The 14,806-nt window shown below is 37.3% G+C and carries 14 protein-coding genes and 1 other RNA gene; 6 read left to right on the forward strand and 9 right to left on the reverse strand.

What is annotated here, in order from left to right; translation table 11 throughout:
• Window positions 1-38 precede the first annotated feature (38 nt).
• Together CPT03_RS02285 and CPT03_RS02290 are read left to right on the forward strand one after the other, a co-directional pair.
• Entirely contained in the window at window positions 39-614 is a 576-nt protein-coding gene (locus tag CPT03_RS02285; RefSeq protein WP_245870029.1) for a glycosyltransferase family 32 protein, read from the forward strand.
• A 407-nt stretch (window positions 615-1,021) separates the two neighbouring features.
• Window positions 1,022-1,201 (forward strand): hypothetical protein, encoded by a 180-nt coding sequence (locus CPT03_RS02290; RefSeq protein ID WP_099437329.1) that lies wholly within the window; start codon window positions 1,022-1,024, stop codon window positions 1,199-1,201.
• A gap of 125 nt (window positions 1,202-1,326) precedes the next feature.
• On the opposite strand, the gene CPT03_RS02295 is transcribed toward CPT03_RS02290, so the two are convergent.
• Window positions 1,327-2,199, reverse strand: a complete 873-nt coding sequence (locus tag CPT03_RS02295; protein WP_157766326.1) for a DDE-type integrase/transposase/recombinase — start codon at window positions 2,197-2,199, stop codon at window positions 1,327-1,329.
• An 8-nt stretch (window positions 2,200-2,207) separates the two neighbouring features.
• Window positions 2,208-2,510 (reverse strand): hypothetical protein, encoded by a 303-nt coding sequence (locus CPT03_RS22735; protein WP_157766327.1) that lies wholly within the window; start codon window positions 2,508-2,510, stop codon window positions 2,208-2,210.
• Window positions 2,511-2,604: 94 nt separating this feature from the next.
• Here CPT03_RS22735 and CPT03_RS02300 point away from each other — a divergent pair, with 94 nt between their 5' ends.
• Both CPT03_RS02300 and CPT03_RS02305 read left to right on the forward strand, forming a co-directional pair.
• Entirely contained in the window at window positions 2,605-2,817 is a 213-nt protein-coding gene (locus tag CPT03_RS02300; protein ID WP_099437331.1) for a hypothetical protein, read from the forward strand.
• A 9-nt stretch (window positions 2,818-2,826) separates the two neighbouring features.
• Window positions 2,827-4,092, forward strand: coding sequence for a hypothetical protein (locus CPT03_RS02305; RefSeq protein ID WP_099437332.1), 1,266 nt, complete (start codon window positions 2,827-2,829; stop codon window positions 4,090-4,092).
• A gap of 332 nt (window positions 4,093-4,424) precedes the next feature.
• Here CPT03_RS02305 and CPT03_RS02310 read toward each other — a convergent pair whose 3' ends face one another.
• Complete coding sequence (locus tag CPT03_RS02310; RefSeq protein WP_157766328.1) at window positions 4,425-5,114, reverse strand: MBL fold metallo-hydrolase; 690 nt, start codon at window positions 5,112-5,114, stop codon at window positions 4,425-4,427.
• 998 nt (window positions 5,115-6,112) lie between these two features.
• Between CPT03_RS02310 and CPT03_RS02315 the strand changes: the two genes are divergently transcribed.
• On the forward strand, window positions 6,113-6,319 hold the full coding sequence (locus CPT03_RS02315) for a hypothetical protein (RefSeq protein WP_099437334.1): 207 nt from the start codon (window positions 6,113-6,115) through the stop codon (window positions 6,317-6,319).
• Window positions 6,320-6,485: 166 nt separating this feature from the next.
• On the opposite strand, the gene ssrA is transcribed toward CPT03_RS02315, so the two are convergent.
• The 3 genes from ssrA to CPT03_RS02330 all read right to left on the reverse strand — a co-directional run bounded on the left by ssrA (window position 6,486) and on the right by CPT03_RS02330 (window position 8,578).
• Window positions 6,486-6,852: a transfer-messenger RNA gene (gene ssrA, locus CPT03_RS02320) on the reverse strand.
• A 69-nt stretch (window positions 6,853-6,921) separates the two neighbouring features.
• Window positions 6,922-8,124: a pyridoxal phosphate-dependent aminotransferase gene (locus tag CPT03_RS02325; RefSeq protein ID WP_099437335.1), complete on the reverse strand. Its 1,203-nt coding sequence runs from the start codon at window positions 8,122-8,124 to the stop codon at window positions 6,922-6,924.
• 64 nt (window positions 8,125-8,188) lie between these two features.
• Window positions 8,189-8,578 (reverse strand): DUF1573 domain-containing protein, encoded by a 390-nt coding sequence (locus CPT03_RS02330; RefSeq protein ID WP_068891054.1) that lies wholly within the window; start codon window positions 8,576-8,578, stop codon window positions 8,189-8,191.
• 131 nt (window positions 8,579-8,709) lie between these two features.
• On the opposite strand from CPT03_RS02330, the gene CPT03_RS02335 reads away from it, so the two are divergent.
• Window positions 8,710-11,133, forward strand: coding sequence for a thiamine pyrophosphate-dependent enzyme (locus tag CPT03_RS02335; RefSeq protein WP_099437336.1), 2,424 nt, complete (start codon window positions 8,710-8,712; stop codon window positions 11,131-11,133).
• Between the two features lie 130 nt (window positions 11,134-11,263).
• Here the strand turns inward: CPT03_RS02335 and aroC are convergent, their stop codons facing one another.
• The 3 genes from aroC to CPT03_RS02350 are packed head-to-tail and all read right to left on the reverse strand — an operon-like array spanning window position 11,264 to window position 14,775.
• Entirely contained in the window at window positions 11,264-12,355 is a 1,092-nt protein-coding gene (aroC, locus tag CPT03_RS02340; protein WP_099437337.1) for a chorismate synthase, read from the reverse strand.
• Window positions 12,356-12,379: 24 nt separating this feature from the next.
• Entirely contained in the window at window positions 12,380-13,633 is a 1,254-nt protein-coding gene (gene aroA / locus CPT03_RS02345; RefSeq protein WP_099437338.1) for a 3-phosphoshikimate 1-carboxyvinyltransferase, read from the reverse strand.
• Between the two features lie 2 nt (window positions 13,634-13,635).
• The gene (locus CPT03_RS02350) at window positions 13,636-14,775 is read right to left on the reverse strand and encodes a chorismate mutase (RefSeq protein ID WP_099437339.1); all 1,140 of its coding nucleotides are present in this window, start codon (window positions 14,773-14,775) and stop codon (window positions 13,636-13,638) included.
• Between the last annotated feature and the right edge of the window lie 31 nt (window positions 14,776-14,806).

The raw sequence follows: 14,806 nt of genomic DNA on the forward strand, positions 1-14,806 counted from the left end.
CTGAAACTTGGAAAGAAAATCACCCTGATTGGCACTATATTTTATGGACTGATGAAATGAATCGGGAATTCATTAAAAGATTTTTTCCTGATTTTCTACTTCAGTATGATTCATATGAAAAAAATATTCAACGTGTAGATGCAGTAAGGTATTTTATCTTATATAAGATCGGGGGAGTGTTTATTGATATGGATTTTGAATGTTTGAAAAATATTGAGCCTTTGATATCGGATTGTGATAGCGTGTTTGGTTTGGAACCTAGGGAACATTGTGAACAATTTCGCAAAAATAAAATCATTTGTAATGCATTTATGGCAACCAAACCCGAAAATGATTTTTTTAAAACGATCTGTAGTATACTCCCATCTTATACCTGGAAAAATGAAGAATCGTATATAAAGAATATCCTATCTACTGCCGGACCTTTTGCATTAACAGATATTTATAATAATTATGAGCGAAAAGAAGAGATTAAGCTTCTGTCGTCGAATTTTATTTACCCTCTTACTGTTAATGAGTCTCGTCGAGCAATCAATGATGATATTGATGATAGCATACAGGAGAAAATTGATGATGCTTATGCTGTTCATTATTTTTTAGGATCATGGCATTAAAAGTATCTTGTTATTCTGTAAAACTATATTTATTTGGTTTTACAGATATGGTTATCAAGGCAATCTAATATAAGTTTATCTGCTCTTCCTCAAATTTTCTCTCCCAGAGTTTTCTGAACCGTAGTGACAAGTCTAAATCTAGTATTTTTAATGTATTTGGATGAGCTGAATATTTTTCAAAATAATCTGTTTTAGATTGTCATTAATTGATATAAGATATGTTCTATACTTAAAGACACTGTCCGTAATCGGTAAATTCCCTCAAGGTCAAAATCGCCATAATAAAGTTTCAATAGCCTTGTATTATTCTTAAAGCATTCATACTTGCGGGTTCAAGGTATAAGTACGTTTTACTTACTGACGCTCCTTTACCACCGAAACAGTAATTCAGGTACATAAGGAAGCTTTTGAAGCTCTTCGGGGATACCCCAGCTGAAATTGTATATGACCAGAACAGGCTGTTTCTGGTGTCAGAAAACCTGGGTAATACCATCATGACCAGAGGCTTTAAAGGCCATCCAGAAGAACGTTGGTTCAGAGCTTGGTTCTGCAGAAAAGCAGATTCTGAAATTAAGGGAAAGGTATAGATGGGCTGAAATACATTACAAAGAACTGCCTGTACAATCGCTTGTTTCGTGATCTGGACATCCTGAATGACGATGCCAGTGACTGTGGCTTGATCGCACAGCTAGTTCTTTGTAACATGGTACCCCTAAAGAGATTCTATAATTAACACTGTTGTATTCGCTCTTGTATGACCTTCCATACGTATTAAACAACCCTTTTGCTGTGAGATGAGATGTTGTGCCAAAATCTGATTTGTAATGTTGTAGATGTACATACGACTACCTTTTACTTCCAAAAACACCTTAGTGCCTTGTCCATTATAGGTTCCGGGAGGGAGACTATAATAGTTGCCACGATAGGTGATACAGTTGTCTTTTCGAACAAAGTACTCTGGTAGCATAGCTTTGGGAAGCGCTGGAACTGTGCTGTTTTGGTGAAGATGTTTTTGTTCTATGATCCATTCCTGGTGAGGGATTTTTCCGGTGCTACCATGCACTTTTCCGTTACCACGACGTTTTAACCATTCCATCGCCTCTTTTTGTAGTACTGGGATAGATTTATATAATCTTCCCCGCAGGAAATTGTGTTTTACATATTTAACCACATTTTCTATTTTCCCTTTAGACTCAGGATCGGCCTTTCTGCAAAAGATTGGCTCAAAAGGATTTCTGTCACAGAAACTACGGAAACCATCAGTAAGCAATACATCCCCAAGGTTTTCTTCCTGGATAAAAACACGATCCTGATCATAAACGATCTTTTTGGGGATACCCTGAAAGTACTCAAAAGCCAGTTCGTGAGCATAAATGGCAGTAGCGGTGGTAAATGCATGGTTTTGGAAGTAAACAAACTTCTGTCGGGAGCCGCTCAGAACCATGGCAAAGAAATATACTTTCATTTGATAAGTTGTATCCGTTTGCAAGAATGCCTGACCAAAGTCTACCTGCGCTTGCTCACCATAAGGTGTTTCCGGTAGCTTTTCATAATCCCTGGCATCTTTATCCTTGTATTTGACCAATCCATGCTCTAGCCGGATGTTTTTACAAAATTATAAATGGTCTTACTATGAACCTCTGGAAGATCGGTAAAACGCTCCATTAACCGATCTTCGATTTGCACTGACGAAAGGTAGGGCTGCAGCTCAAGGTGCTCTTTTACAAAACTATAGTAGATGCCTAATTTCTTGGGCAGATTTCTTGGTCGGGATATCCAGTCATGAAAACCCTTCTCTGAGAGTGAGCGGTACTTCCGGATGGTACCGCGGTCCAATCCCGTTTCAATACGGATCTGACTAATATTTAAGTTTGTTGGTATAGTATGTGGTGGCAATAATTATTAATGACTTTTCCATGACTTAATCGTTAATTATGTTTTTTTAAAAAAAATAATATATTGCAATATAACTTAACGCTAAAAAGAACCAATGAAAAAACTTAAATTAAGCAAATACTTTGGTCAATTGAAAAAACAGGATATAGAAAATCTATCAATTGATGAAATGAAAAACTTTTTTGGAGGAGATGATTTCGGATTCTATCTCGGGTCTCCAGGCTCGCCCACTATGGCGAGTGGTTGTGGTACTTGCACACAGGATACATGCCCTCCCCCCCCACAATGGAGTGTTAGTACAGAATAGAGCTTTGAAATGATTAGTACTTATGTAATTAACCTTGAAAAACGCAAGGAACGCAAGCAACACATATATCACGAGTTTTCAGGAAAAGAGGAGTTTAATCTTCTTCTGGTAAAAGCGATCAGAGACAAAGTAGGTGCCGTAGGACTATGGAAAACACTTGTAGAAATTATCAGTGATGCTATTCCCAAAAAAGGCGACTATATTTTGGTTTGTGAAGATGATCATCAGTTTACAAACAGTTATTCATTTCAAACTCTTTCACATAGTATTCGACAGGCGGCAGAAATTGATGCAGATATTGTGCTTGGAGGAGTAAGTTGGTTTTCTTCCATTTTAAAAGCTACCGATAATTTATATTGGGCTGAAAAATTTACAGGTACTCAATTTATGATAATTTTCAAGTCAGCCTTTAAGCAAATTATTGATGTGAAATTTACTGAATTTGATTCCTCTGATTTCAAACTTTCTGATATCTTCAAAAAAATCTTTTTTATTCACCCGTTTATTTCTATTCAGAAAGATTTTGGATATTCAGACATTACGTCAGCAAATAATGTTGAGGGAAGAGTTAAGCTGTTGTTTAAAAGAAGTTCTGATAAAGTCATTTTCTTTAATAAGATCAACCGACACTACAAAGAGAAAGTCTCGCAAGTAGATAACCTAGGGCCACACCAAGTGGGCTTTAGTCTCCCCACGTACGTTTTTTTTTCTGAAGAAGCAGAGTGCCACGCTAAAATCTCTTCTCAATTTGACGGTCGCGATGAGTTCCTCATAAAAAAAATAGGAGTAAAGCGTAGAAATGGTTATCTTAATTATTGGTTAGAAATTAGGCTTGCAATAGAAGATGCAATCTCAAATGACGATGAAGTAATCATTATTTGCAATGAAAACCATCAATTTTCAGATACTTATAATGCACGGAATTTATTCGAATGTGTAGTTGAGGGCTATCTACATGGTTTGGACTGTATCTCTGGAAACGTTACAGATTTTGATATGGCCATTCCAATTTCTAATAAACTTATTTGGATAAATAGGGGGATGTCGTTGCAATTTTTAATCATTTATAGTCAATTTTTTAAAGAAATATTGAAAGTATCTTATGACAAAAAAGATAATTTATGTCATGCATTGTCAAACTTAAGCCTACAAATGGCTGTTATTTTTCCTTTCATTTCCTGCCAACAATCATCTAAAAATCTTTTAAATGACGACTCTGCTAAGGTATTGCAATCGATTATTGTTGCTAATAGTTGCTATTCCCAATATATGTAGCGAGAGCCATTCCTCTTGATACAGATATTCCTTATGATTCAGTAACTCTTCTAATGAATGCATCAGTCTTAAGAGGAGGGGTGTTTCCCAATAGGATCCGTTTAACGGATATACCTCTGACTGGCTGTTAAATACCTTATTGCGAATCAGGAATTGCTTACCATAGGACGTAAAGTTAAGATCAGTGCCCTCAGTTTTCTCTATAACAATAGATTTGATTGACCAAAATCTCTGCCGGAAATTAACGCTTTGATTATCAAAGCCAATTCGATTTATCAGCAGACCCTATTTACATTCGTACACATTGCAAATTGCTTATAGTGGAAGTATCTTTAACTTCGAAGGTAATTAATGGATTTGTAAAGCTTGAAGCCTATTCTTTTTAATTCTTTCTTCCAAAATTTTTCCAGTTTCTCCAGTTTTTCTGCTGTCGGTGACAGCAGTGTGATGGTAACATCCTCAGAAATGGAAACAGGTTCGTAAGGTGCAACTACTGGACCCTGGTCGAAATCGCAATTCCACTTGTATTTCCCGGAAAGTAGTTCTGCTGCTAGGGAAGATCCTTGCTTGAAACTGACAGTTCCTCCGACCGAGCTACCCGAGGTGTTAAGACGGGACAGCAGTTGCTTCCCTTCGGAACTGATGTCTGTTGGATCTTCCCCTTTGTGTAAATGCCTATAACTGTTGTGCCAGACCTGGTCTATTCCGATAATTTGATTTTGATCCGTATTCCCATTTGCTTTGATCATTGGTATTGCACCATGGATGTGGTCCTGATCCACATGGGTGATGATCAGCCTGGAAAGCTTTTGCCCTGCCCGCTTTAGTTCGGCGAATCGTGGTGTCAGATGTTTGTTGAAAGTTTCTTCATAGCCAGTGTCGATTAGAAGATGACAGTCCTGAAAACTTACAAGCAGGCTATCCCCGTTTTCAGCGGGAAAAGCTTCTACGATAACTGTTGTTTTTTGTGCTCTTCGTTCATTGTTGTTCTGGTTAATGTTACCTGTCCTATTGGTTACCACGGGACAGGTAATGGCTTAACATGGCAAGGTTAAAGTTACGTTAAAGAAACAATATTGCTAACTACACCTCAGTTAATGCCTATCTTAATTTATCAAATCCAATGGAATAAAAACCGAGAGGAAGGCTAGCCGCTATCACCCGGTGAGGTAGGCTAGGGGGGAGGAAGGTATTCCATTTGGGATATCTAGGTATCGAAAAAATCAATTTGATAAAAGCAATCTAAAGGCTTAAATTTTTAACTAAAATGTAAATTTACAATTATTTGCCGCTTATAACATCATTAACAGTATGACATTTAGCTGCACTATTGGAACGGAAGGTTGATGTTGTCTCTCAGGATTATTTTATTTTACCGGTAACTTGTTTTAAAATCTATTAGGTAATAATAAGGCAGCAGGTTGAATAAATCTAGATTTTAACTTTGTTAGTAAGTTGCTTGTAGTACTTTATTTGGACTTCAATTTTGATTGACAGAAATGTTATTCTGCAAAGGCAATTTTATAAATAAAATATGATCTGATGTGAACATAAACAAGTTTTGATACTTTTTAAAGGTAGTATTAATTAAGGTTGGGTATTCGTTTAAATGGAAAGAACAAAAATACGAAATCTAATGGCCTGTCTGGCGGTCGCCTTGCCCTGGAATCAATTGACTAGTATTGCAGTAGTAAACCTATCAGCGAAACAAAAACAAGTATGACCCCAAATGAATATCTGAGTTTAAATTAGTGTTAAGTAGGTATTATGTTTTTGAGATAAAAGATAATATACACCTATAGTAATTGCAACCAAAACATACTACAAATGAGGTGCGTCATTCGGGGGAGTCGTGTTTTAAAACCTATTTAGATATTGTTTAAACACTGATTTTTGGACTAGGTTGGAATTCCAGTGGTTTTCCCCAATTTTGATAATATATACATTGAGATCATATGTGAATGTTTTTCTGAGGTGATGCTTTTCCTTTTTTTCATAACTTCTAAATAAATCTAGAATTATGAAAAAGAGAAAAGCAAGAAGAATTGAGTCAACTGTTGATATTGATCTTCAAATAAATGATATTAACCTTCAAATAGACAAGGTTTCCAGCGATTCCGAAAAAATGAAAAACGAAGCTGTATTGAATTTAATTGCAAAAATGATCACAGATATAATTCTAAAGGAGCTTTATGAAGATAAGGATTCACTGGATGAGGGTTATTGAGTTGATAATCAGTTGATTGTGTTTTAGGCGGGGAAAACGATCATATGTGAGAGGGGAGTTGAACTCTTATTTAATTGATTATCAGTGCTTTAGAAAATAAGCTAATAATAAAAGAACCTCTATTTCAAATACGTAACTGATTGTAAATCAATGAAATAGAGGTTTTTTGTGGACCCGAAGGGAGTCGAACCCTTGTCCAGTTGTGTGATAAATTATGCTTTCTTCATGCTTATTTTCCAATTAATTGTAGGGATATGGCGGGCTGGAAACCGACCTAACCTTTCACCTTAGGTACTTTATCTCGCAAATGTAGCGTACCTTACAAATGCCAGCTTCGTTATTTCGATGCTCCGGATTCTAACCTAACGATGCAGCAGCTAGAGGAACAAAAGCTTATCTAATTCTAAATTAGGCAGCTAAGGCGTAGTTATTTTCGCCAATTATAGTTTGAACGTTATCTTTTAAGTGCTCTCCGTACAACGCACTGCATGCTTACATACTCAGCGCCACCCTGTCAAATCCAGAACGAGCCCATTATATGCGATAATGGTATAAGGTTAACTACTCCTTTCAACCATAAATCATAAACAAAGATACAAAATTTACGCTATAGTTCTGCCGGGATATTGTTTTAATGCAATATCAAGACAATCCATCGCCATGTTAAGGTCTGTAGTATTTAGAACATAAGCCATTCTTACTTCATTTTTTCCAGAACCCTCTGTTGAATAAAAACCGGTAGCAGGGGCCATCATAATGGTTGCATTATTATGCGTGAAGCTTTCCAGTATCCATTGGCAAAATTTATCAGCATCATCTATTGGTAATTTAGCAACCACATAAAAAGCACCACCCGGATTAGGACAAAAAACACCTTCAATTGCATTTAATCTATTTACCAGTGTATTTCTCCGTAAGGTATACTCTTTGTTTACTTCTTTAAAATAACTATCAGGAGTATCAACAGCCGCAGTCCCGGCAATTTGTTCAACCATACCCGGACTTAACCTGGCCTGGGCAAATTTTAATGCCGATTGAATTACTTCTTTATTTTTGGTGATAATACAGCCAAGCCTTGCACCGCAAGCACTGTAGCGCTTAGAAACCGTATCAATTACAACTACATTTTCATCCAGACCATCCAGGTATAAGGGAGAGATAAATTCTCTGCCATCATAGCAAAACTCTCTGTAAGCCTCATCAGAAAACAAGAATAGGTCATATTTTAAACAAAGTTCTTTAAGTGCCTCAAGTTCCTCTCTAGAGTATAAATAACCTGTAGGGTTATTAGGATTGCAAATAATAATTCCCCTTGTTTTGGAGGTTATTAATTTTTCAAAATCAGCAATTGGAGGTAACGCAAATCCGTTTTCAATATGAGATAATATTGGTTTTACAACTATATTGCTCATACATGCAAAACCATTATAGTTGGCATAAAAAGGCTCAGGAACAATAATTTCGTCGCCTTCGTTAATACAGGTTTGCATGGCAATGGTAATAGCCTCAGACCCGCCTACTGTTACCAGAATATCTTCAGGCGTAATGTTATACCCAAGTTTATTGTAGTATTCAGCCAGTTTTGTTCTATAGCTCAATGTACCTTCAGATGGTGTGTAGGCCCAAACATTAAAAGTTATGTTTTTGATCGCATTTAACATCACCTCAGGAGTTGCTATATCAGGTTGTCCAATATTTAAATGGTACACCTTTTTTCCGTCTCTTTTTGCTTGATCAGCAAATGGGGTTAGTTTTCTAATTGGCGAAGCGGGCATTTGTACCCCTTTCTCTGAAATCCTTGGCATGGTACAAAAGTAAAAAACCTCGTTGATTAACGAGGTCTTTTCTTAGAAATATCTTTGTATGATTCTATTTTGTGCTTCCAGCTACAGTTTCGCCTTTAATGTAAAGAACTTTGGTAGTGGTTTTAGCATTAGAAGTAATGGTAATGCTTTTGCTAAATGGAAGTGCTGCAGTAGGATTGTAAGTAACTTTAATAGTTCCTGTTTCTCCTTTTTTAATTGGAGTTTTAGTGTATTCAGGTACTGTACAGCCACAAGTTGTTTCTACTTTGCTAAGAATTAATGGTTGATCTCCAATATTAGTGAATTTAAAATCTACAGATGCAGGTTTGTTCAAGGGGATTTTTCCAAAGTCATAAGTCTCTTTGTCAAATTTAAACTCAGCAGGTTTAGATTGAGCATTTGATGCAACACTTATTCCTAAAATTAATGTAAATAGTAATAATAACTTTTTCATCTTATGTGGGTTTTAAAACAAATTTAATGTTTTAAACGATAATTCAAAAAGTATTCCAATATATAAATTAACTCACACTGTTAAGTCATACTTTAGAATTTATGTATCTTTGCCCCATAACTGATTTGCTTATGACGCCAAATAGTAAACTTACAACGAACCCAATTGATGCTTCAGAGTTAAGTTTTGATGATTTCAAAACGATTGTTATTAACGACTATAAAATAGCCTACGAAAGCAGACAGGCTAGTTTATTAGGACGTAAAGAAGTATTAACGGGCAAGGCGAAGTTTGGTATTTTTGGTGATGGTAAAGAGATTCCTCAGATAGCTATGGCCAAAGCGTTTAAAAATGGCGATTGGCGTTCTGGCTACTATAGAGATCAGACTTTTGCCTTTGCAACCGGAATTTGTACGCTAAAGGAGTTTTTTGCACAATTATACGCAAATCCAAGTGTTGAGGCTGATCCGGCATCTGCAGGCCGACAAATGAATTGTCACTTTGCTACACGTTCACTTAATGATGATGGTAGCTGGAAAGACCTGACAGAGATAAAAAACTCTTCATCTGATATTGCTCCTACTGGCGGACAAATGGCTCGTTTAGTAGGCTTGGCTTATGCTTCTAAATTATACAGACAAAATCCAGAGTTAAGCTACCTTAAAAACTTTTCTGTGAATGGAAATGAAGTTGCTTTTGGTACTATAGGCAACGCATCTACTTCTGAAGGGGTGTTTTTTGAAGCAATTAATGCTGCCGGGGTATTGCAAATTCCAATGGCGATTTCTATCTGGGATGATGCCTACGGGATTTCAGTTCCTGCTGAGTTTCAAACTACTAAAGAAGATATATCAGAAGTTCTGAAAGGATTTCAACGTGATGAAGATACTAATGGTTACGAAATATTTAAGGTAAGGGGATGGGATTATCCTGCGTTGTGCGAAACTTATCAGCGTGCCATAGATGTATGCAGAACTGAACATGTTCCTGTTTTGATACACGTTACAGAGGTTACCCAGCCACAAGGGCACTCTACTTCAGGTTCTCATGAACGTTATAAAGGTAAAGACCGTTTAGAGTGGGAGCGAGAATATGATTGTATTCCGCAGATGCGTAAATGGATGCTTGAATCGGCTATTATTTCAGAGGAAGAAATATCGGAACTGGAAGCAACTGCAAAAAAGCTGGTGCGCGAAACGCAGAGGGAAGCCTGGAATGAATTCCTTGCCACTATTAAAGTTGAGAAGGAACAGGTAATTGATATGATCAATAGAATTGCAAATGGCAATCCTATAATCACAAAAATTGCAGCATTGTTAGCTGGTACACCTGATGCATTACGTAAAGAAGTTGTGTCTTCTGCCAGAAAAGCGTTGCGCTTTAGTATAAATAATCCTTCTCCAGAAAGAGATGAGCTGATAAATTGGTACAATAGCCAGGCCTCGTTAAATGAAGACAGGTACAATTCCAAACTATTTACTGATGGAATAGAAAGCCCATTATTGGTTAACAAGGTAAGGGCAAAGTATACTGAGGAAAGTAAAATGGTTGACGGCCGTGAGCTATTGAATGCTTGCTTTGATGCTAATTTTGCACGTGATGAGCGTTTAGTTGCCTTTGGCGAAGATTTGGGCGCAATTGGCGACGTAAATCAAGGTTTTGCAGGCTTACAGGCTAAGTATGGCAATTTAAGAATTACCGATACAGGCATTAGAGAGATGACAATTATTGGTCAGGGTATTGGCTTGGCTTTGCGTGGGTTAAAGCCCATTGCAGAAATTCAGTATCTTGATTATTTATTATATGCACTTAATATTTTAAGTGATGATCTGGCCAGTTTATCATATAGAACTAAAGCCGGTCAGAAAGCACCGGTTATTATCAGAACCCGTGGACACAGATTAGAAGGTGTATGGCATTCCGGCTCTCCAATGGCAATGATTTTGGGTTCATTAAGAGGCTTACATATTTGTGTGCCACGTAATATGACACAAGCAGCAGGCATTTACAATACCTTATTCAGATCTGATGAACCTGCTCTGGTTATTGAATGCCTTAATGGTTACAGATTAAAAGAAAAACTACCCGAAAATGTTGGCGAATACACTGTTCCTTTGGGAGAGGCAGAGATCGTAAGAACTGGAAATGATGTTACAATTGTATCTTACGGAGCTACTTTAAGGGTTGTTGAAGAAGCAGCAGAAGAATTAGCCCAATTAGGGATTTCAGTTGAAATAATAGATCCTCAAACATTACTGCCTTTTGATACTAAACAGATTTGTGCAGAATCTTTAAAGAAAACAAATAAACTATTGGTGGTTGATGAAGACGTTCCGGGTGGAGGCGCTGCGTTTATTTTGCAGCAAGTACTGGAAGAACAAAATGGTTATTACCACTTAGATGGTCAACCAAGAACACTTACAGCTAAAGCTCACCGTCCGCCTTACGGATCAGATGGAGATTATTTTAGTAAGCCATCTGTTGATGATATTATTGAAACCGTGTATCAAATTATGCACGACAATAACGCATCAAAATACCCTTCTATATTCTAAAAATAACTAAAAACTGACTTGCCAGAGAAGATAACTCTTCAGAGTTATCTCAGACTCTGATCAGACTCAACTTAGACTCTCTTTAGACCATGATCTAAGGAGAGCCTAGATTAACTTTGTTGATTTTCTGTTATGCTAATTTGCTTGATCTGTTTCGAAGTAAATGATCGGCAAGCACTAATGCTGCCATTGCTTCAACAATTACAACCGCACGAGGTACAACACATGGATCGTGTCGGCCTTTTCCTTTAATTTCTGCAGCTTCACCAGCAGCATTTATGGTTTGCTGATTGTGCATGATCGTTGCAACCGGTTTAAAGGCTACCGTGAAATTGATCTCCATTCCGTTAGAAATACCTCCCTGGATTCCGCCAGAAAAGTTGGTAAGCGTTTTAGGCTGACCTTCATTTGCCAAAAAGATATCATTATGCTCAGATCCCCTCATTTCACTTCCGCTAAATCCCGATCCATATTCAAAACCATGAACAGCATTAATGCTTAGCATGGCTTTACCAAGATCTGCATGAAGTTTATCAAATACAGGTTCGCCTAAACCAACAGGACAGTTTTTAACAATGCAGTTGACCTTGCCACCTACCGTATCGCCATCCTTACGTACACTATCAATAAATTCAATCATTTGATTTGCTATTGCCGGATCTGCACAGCGAACAATATTTTCTTCGCGCACAGCCAACAAATCAGCTATGTTTTTACTTTCAAGATTAGGCGCTTCTATTTTACCTACCGAAGATACGTGAGCGAAAATTTCAATGCCATGGTGTTTTAACAACAACTTGGCAATAGCTCCTGCCGCAACACGGGCAGCTGTTTCACGAGCTGATGAACGTCCACCACCACGATGATCACGAATGCCATATTTAGCATCATAAGTATAATCGGCATGCGAAGGGCGATAAACATCAGTGTTATGACTATAGTCTTTGCTGCGCTGATCTTCGTTTGGAATAAGCATTGCAATTGGAGTACCTGTACTTTTCCCTTCAAATGTGCCAGAAAGGATTTGTACCGTATCGCTTTCTTTGCGCTGGGTAGTAATCTTAGATTGTCCTGGTTTGCGTTTATCTAACTCTGATTGTATAAAATCAAGATCGATGGGCAATTGCGCCGGACATCCATCTAAAATGACACCAATGGCTGTACCATGTGATTCACCAAAGGTAGTGATGCGAAATAATTGCCCGAATGTATTGCCTGCCATTTTTGAATTATTTTATGTTATTAATTAAATCTCTGTAACTGTAAACCCTGCTTTTACTAAATCTTTCCAGAAGTCAGGATAAGATTTTTCTACAACATCCATTTCTTCCAGAACAACCTCATTTATTACAAGACTAAGCGGGGCAAACGCCATTGCCATTCTATGGTCTTCGTAAGTTGCAAATGATACTCTTTCAGGAAAGTTTAGCTTATCGCAGTTTAAAGTATAAACAAAATTATCTTCAGTTAATGTTACACCAATTTTTGAAAGTTCATTTTGTAGAGCCAAAACACGGTCGGTTTCTTTGATTTTTAAGGTTTCCAGACCAGTGAATTTAAGGTTTTTTCTTAAAGCAGCAGCACACACAATAATGGTTTGTGCTAAATCCGGACAGTCTTTTAAATCAAGAATTTCATCATTGAAATCTGTTTCAGTAGTTGTCAGGTTAATTCCTTTCTCAGTTTTAGCTGTTTTTACTCCAAAGGCTGTCATTATTTCTCTGATACGACTATCGCCCTGTAGGCTTTTATCTTTAAGATAAGGTAGGCCGATCTGTGAATTTTGAGCAAGAGCAGCTATGCTATACCAATATGAAGCTGCGCTCCAGTCAGGTTCAACCGCAAGAGTTGCCGATTTAAAAGACTGAGGTTTAACGGTGATGTTGTTTCCAGACCATTCATGAGAAATACCAGTCTCTTCGAGCATATTCAAGGTCATTTTTACATACGGAAGGGAGGTTAGTTCGCCTTCAATTTGTAAGGTTAGGCCTTGTGGCAAAGTAGGAGCAATCATCAATAAAGCAGAAATATACTGACTACTTATATCGCCTTTAATTTTAACTGTATCAGCACTTTGCATTAACGGGCCATTAATATTTAATGGAGGGAATCCGTCTTGTTCCAGATAAGTGATTTTTGCACCAATGTTTTTTAATGCTTCTGCAAGAATACCGATTGGACGCTGCTTCATTCTTTCTGTTCCTGTTAATAAAAAATTACCAGGTAGGGTAGAAAGCGTTGCAGTTAAAAAGCGCATTGCAGTACCCGCAGGGCCCACATCAACGGTTTGTTGATGCGGGTTGTTTTGCGAGATATTACTTAGTATACTGTTTAATGTAACAGTATCAGCAGCATTCGACATGTTATCAACCTTTACAGTCCCCTTACTCAAAAAGCTGATAATTAATGCTCTGTTACACTCACTTTTAGAGCCAGTTAGTGTAATTTCTGTATCTATTTGTTTGTTTCCTTTAAAAGAAACAAGCGCATGTTTACTCATTATTAAGATTTAACTTCTGTGTGTGCTTCTGCAGCAATTCCTTTTTCAGCTTTGCCTGCGTTCATAATCTCAGTTTGTTTGCGGATAGATTCACCGTGAACAAGTTCTAAGAATTTCTCAGTAAAGTTTAAATCTAATTTTAATGCTTTTGCAAATGAAACACCTTTTTTAATGATGGCATCCCAACGGTTTACTTGTAAAATTGTAACCTGATTATCGCGTTTGTATTCACCAATTTTAGCAACTATAGACATACGCTCACCTAATTTTTGTAATAAGATGTCATCAATTTTGTCAATTTGCTTACGGAATTCGGCTAATTGATCAGAGATTGCTTCGTTTTTAGTTTCTGGTTCACGAACTGTTAAGCGATCAACAAGCTCAGCTAAAGCAGCAGGAGTTACTTGTTGTTTTGCATCAGTCCAAGCTACAGAAGGATCAACGTGCGATTCAATCATTAAGCCTTGCATATCCAAGTCTAATGCTTTTTGCGAGATGTAAGGAATTAACTCTCTGTTACCACAGATGTGACTTGGATCGTTAATAATTGGCAACTCAGGGCATAAAGTTTTTAATTGAATAGCAAGTTCCCACATTGGTTCGTTACGGAATGAGCTTTTCTCGAATGAAGAGAAACCGCGGTGAATTGCACCTAATTTAGTAATTCCAGCTCCATTGATGCGCTCTAAAGCACCAATCCATAATTGTAAATCAGGGTTAACCGGGTTTTTAACTAATACAGGAATGTCAACACCTTTTAAAGCATCAGCAATTTCCTGAACTGTAAAAGGGTTTACTGTTGAACGTGCACCAATCCAAAGGATGTCTACACCAGCTGCTAAAGCTTCTTCAACATGTTTAGCATTTGCTACTTCTACTGCAGTTGGTAAACCAGTTTCTAGTTTAGCTCTTTTTAACCACTCTAAACCTACGCTTCCAATTCCTTCGAATTCTCCCGGACGAGTACGTGGTTTCCAGATACCCGCTCTTAAAACAGAAACTTTTCCGGTAGCTGCCAATAAATGAGCAGTAGTTAATAGTTGTTCTTCAGTTTCAGCACTACAAGGCCCTGAGATAATCAAAGGCTCATTGTTAACGTTAAGCCAGGTGTTAAGCGGTTGAATGTTTAATTGTAATTTCATTGTTGTGGGGTTATATGTGTTAATTTTTTAT

Source organism: Pedobacter ginsengisoli (genome assembly GCF_002736205.1).
Taxonomy (GTDB): Bacteria; Bacteroidota; Bacteroidia; order Sphingobacteriales; family Sphingobacteriaceae; genus Pedobacter; species Pedobacter ginsengisoli_A.

Excerpts from the sequence above, each read along its gene's own strand:
- CPT03_RS02305 (WP_099437332.1), top strand. The coding sequence starts at position 2,827 with ATGATTAGTACTTATGTAATTAACCTTGAAAAACGCAAGGAACGCAAG.
- CPT03_RS02350 (WP_099437339.1), bottom strand. The coding sequence starts at position 14,775 with ATGAAATTACAATTAAACATTCAACCGCTTAACACCTGGCTTAACGTT.
- CPT03_RS02325 (WP_099437335.1), bottom strand. The coding sequence starts at position 8,124 with ATGCCAAGGATTTCAGAGAAAGGGGTACAAATGCCCGCTTCGCCAATT.
- CPT03_RS02315 (WP_099437334.1), top strand. The coding sequence starts at position 6,113 with ATGAAAAAGAGAAAAGCAAGAAGAATTGAGTCAACTGTTGATATTGAT.
- aroC (WP_099437337.1), bottom strand. The coding sequence starts at position 12,355 with ATGGCAGGCAATACATTCGGGCAATTATTTCGCATCACTACCTTTGGT.
- CPT03_RS02330 (WP_068891054.1), bottom strand. The coding sequence starts at position 8,578 with ATGAAAAAGTTATTATTACTATTTACATTAATTTTAGGAATAAGTGTT.
- CPT03_RS02335 (WP_099437336.1), top strand. The coding sequence starts at position 8,710 with ATGACGCCAAATAGTAAACTTACAACGAACCCAATTGATGCTTCAGAG.
- aroA (WP_099437338.1), bottom strand. The coding sequence starts at position 13,633 with ATGAGTAAACATGCGCTTGTTTCTTTTAAAGGAAACAAACAAATAGAT.
- CPT03_RS02300 (WP_099437331.1), top strand. The coding sequence starts at position 2,605 with ATGAAAAAACTTAAATTAAGCAAATACTTTGGTCAATTGAAAAAACAG.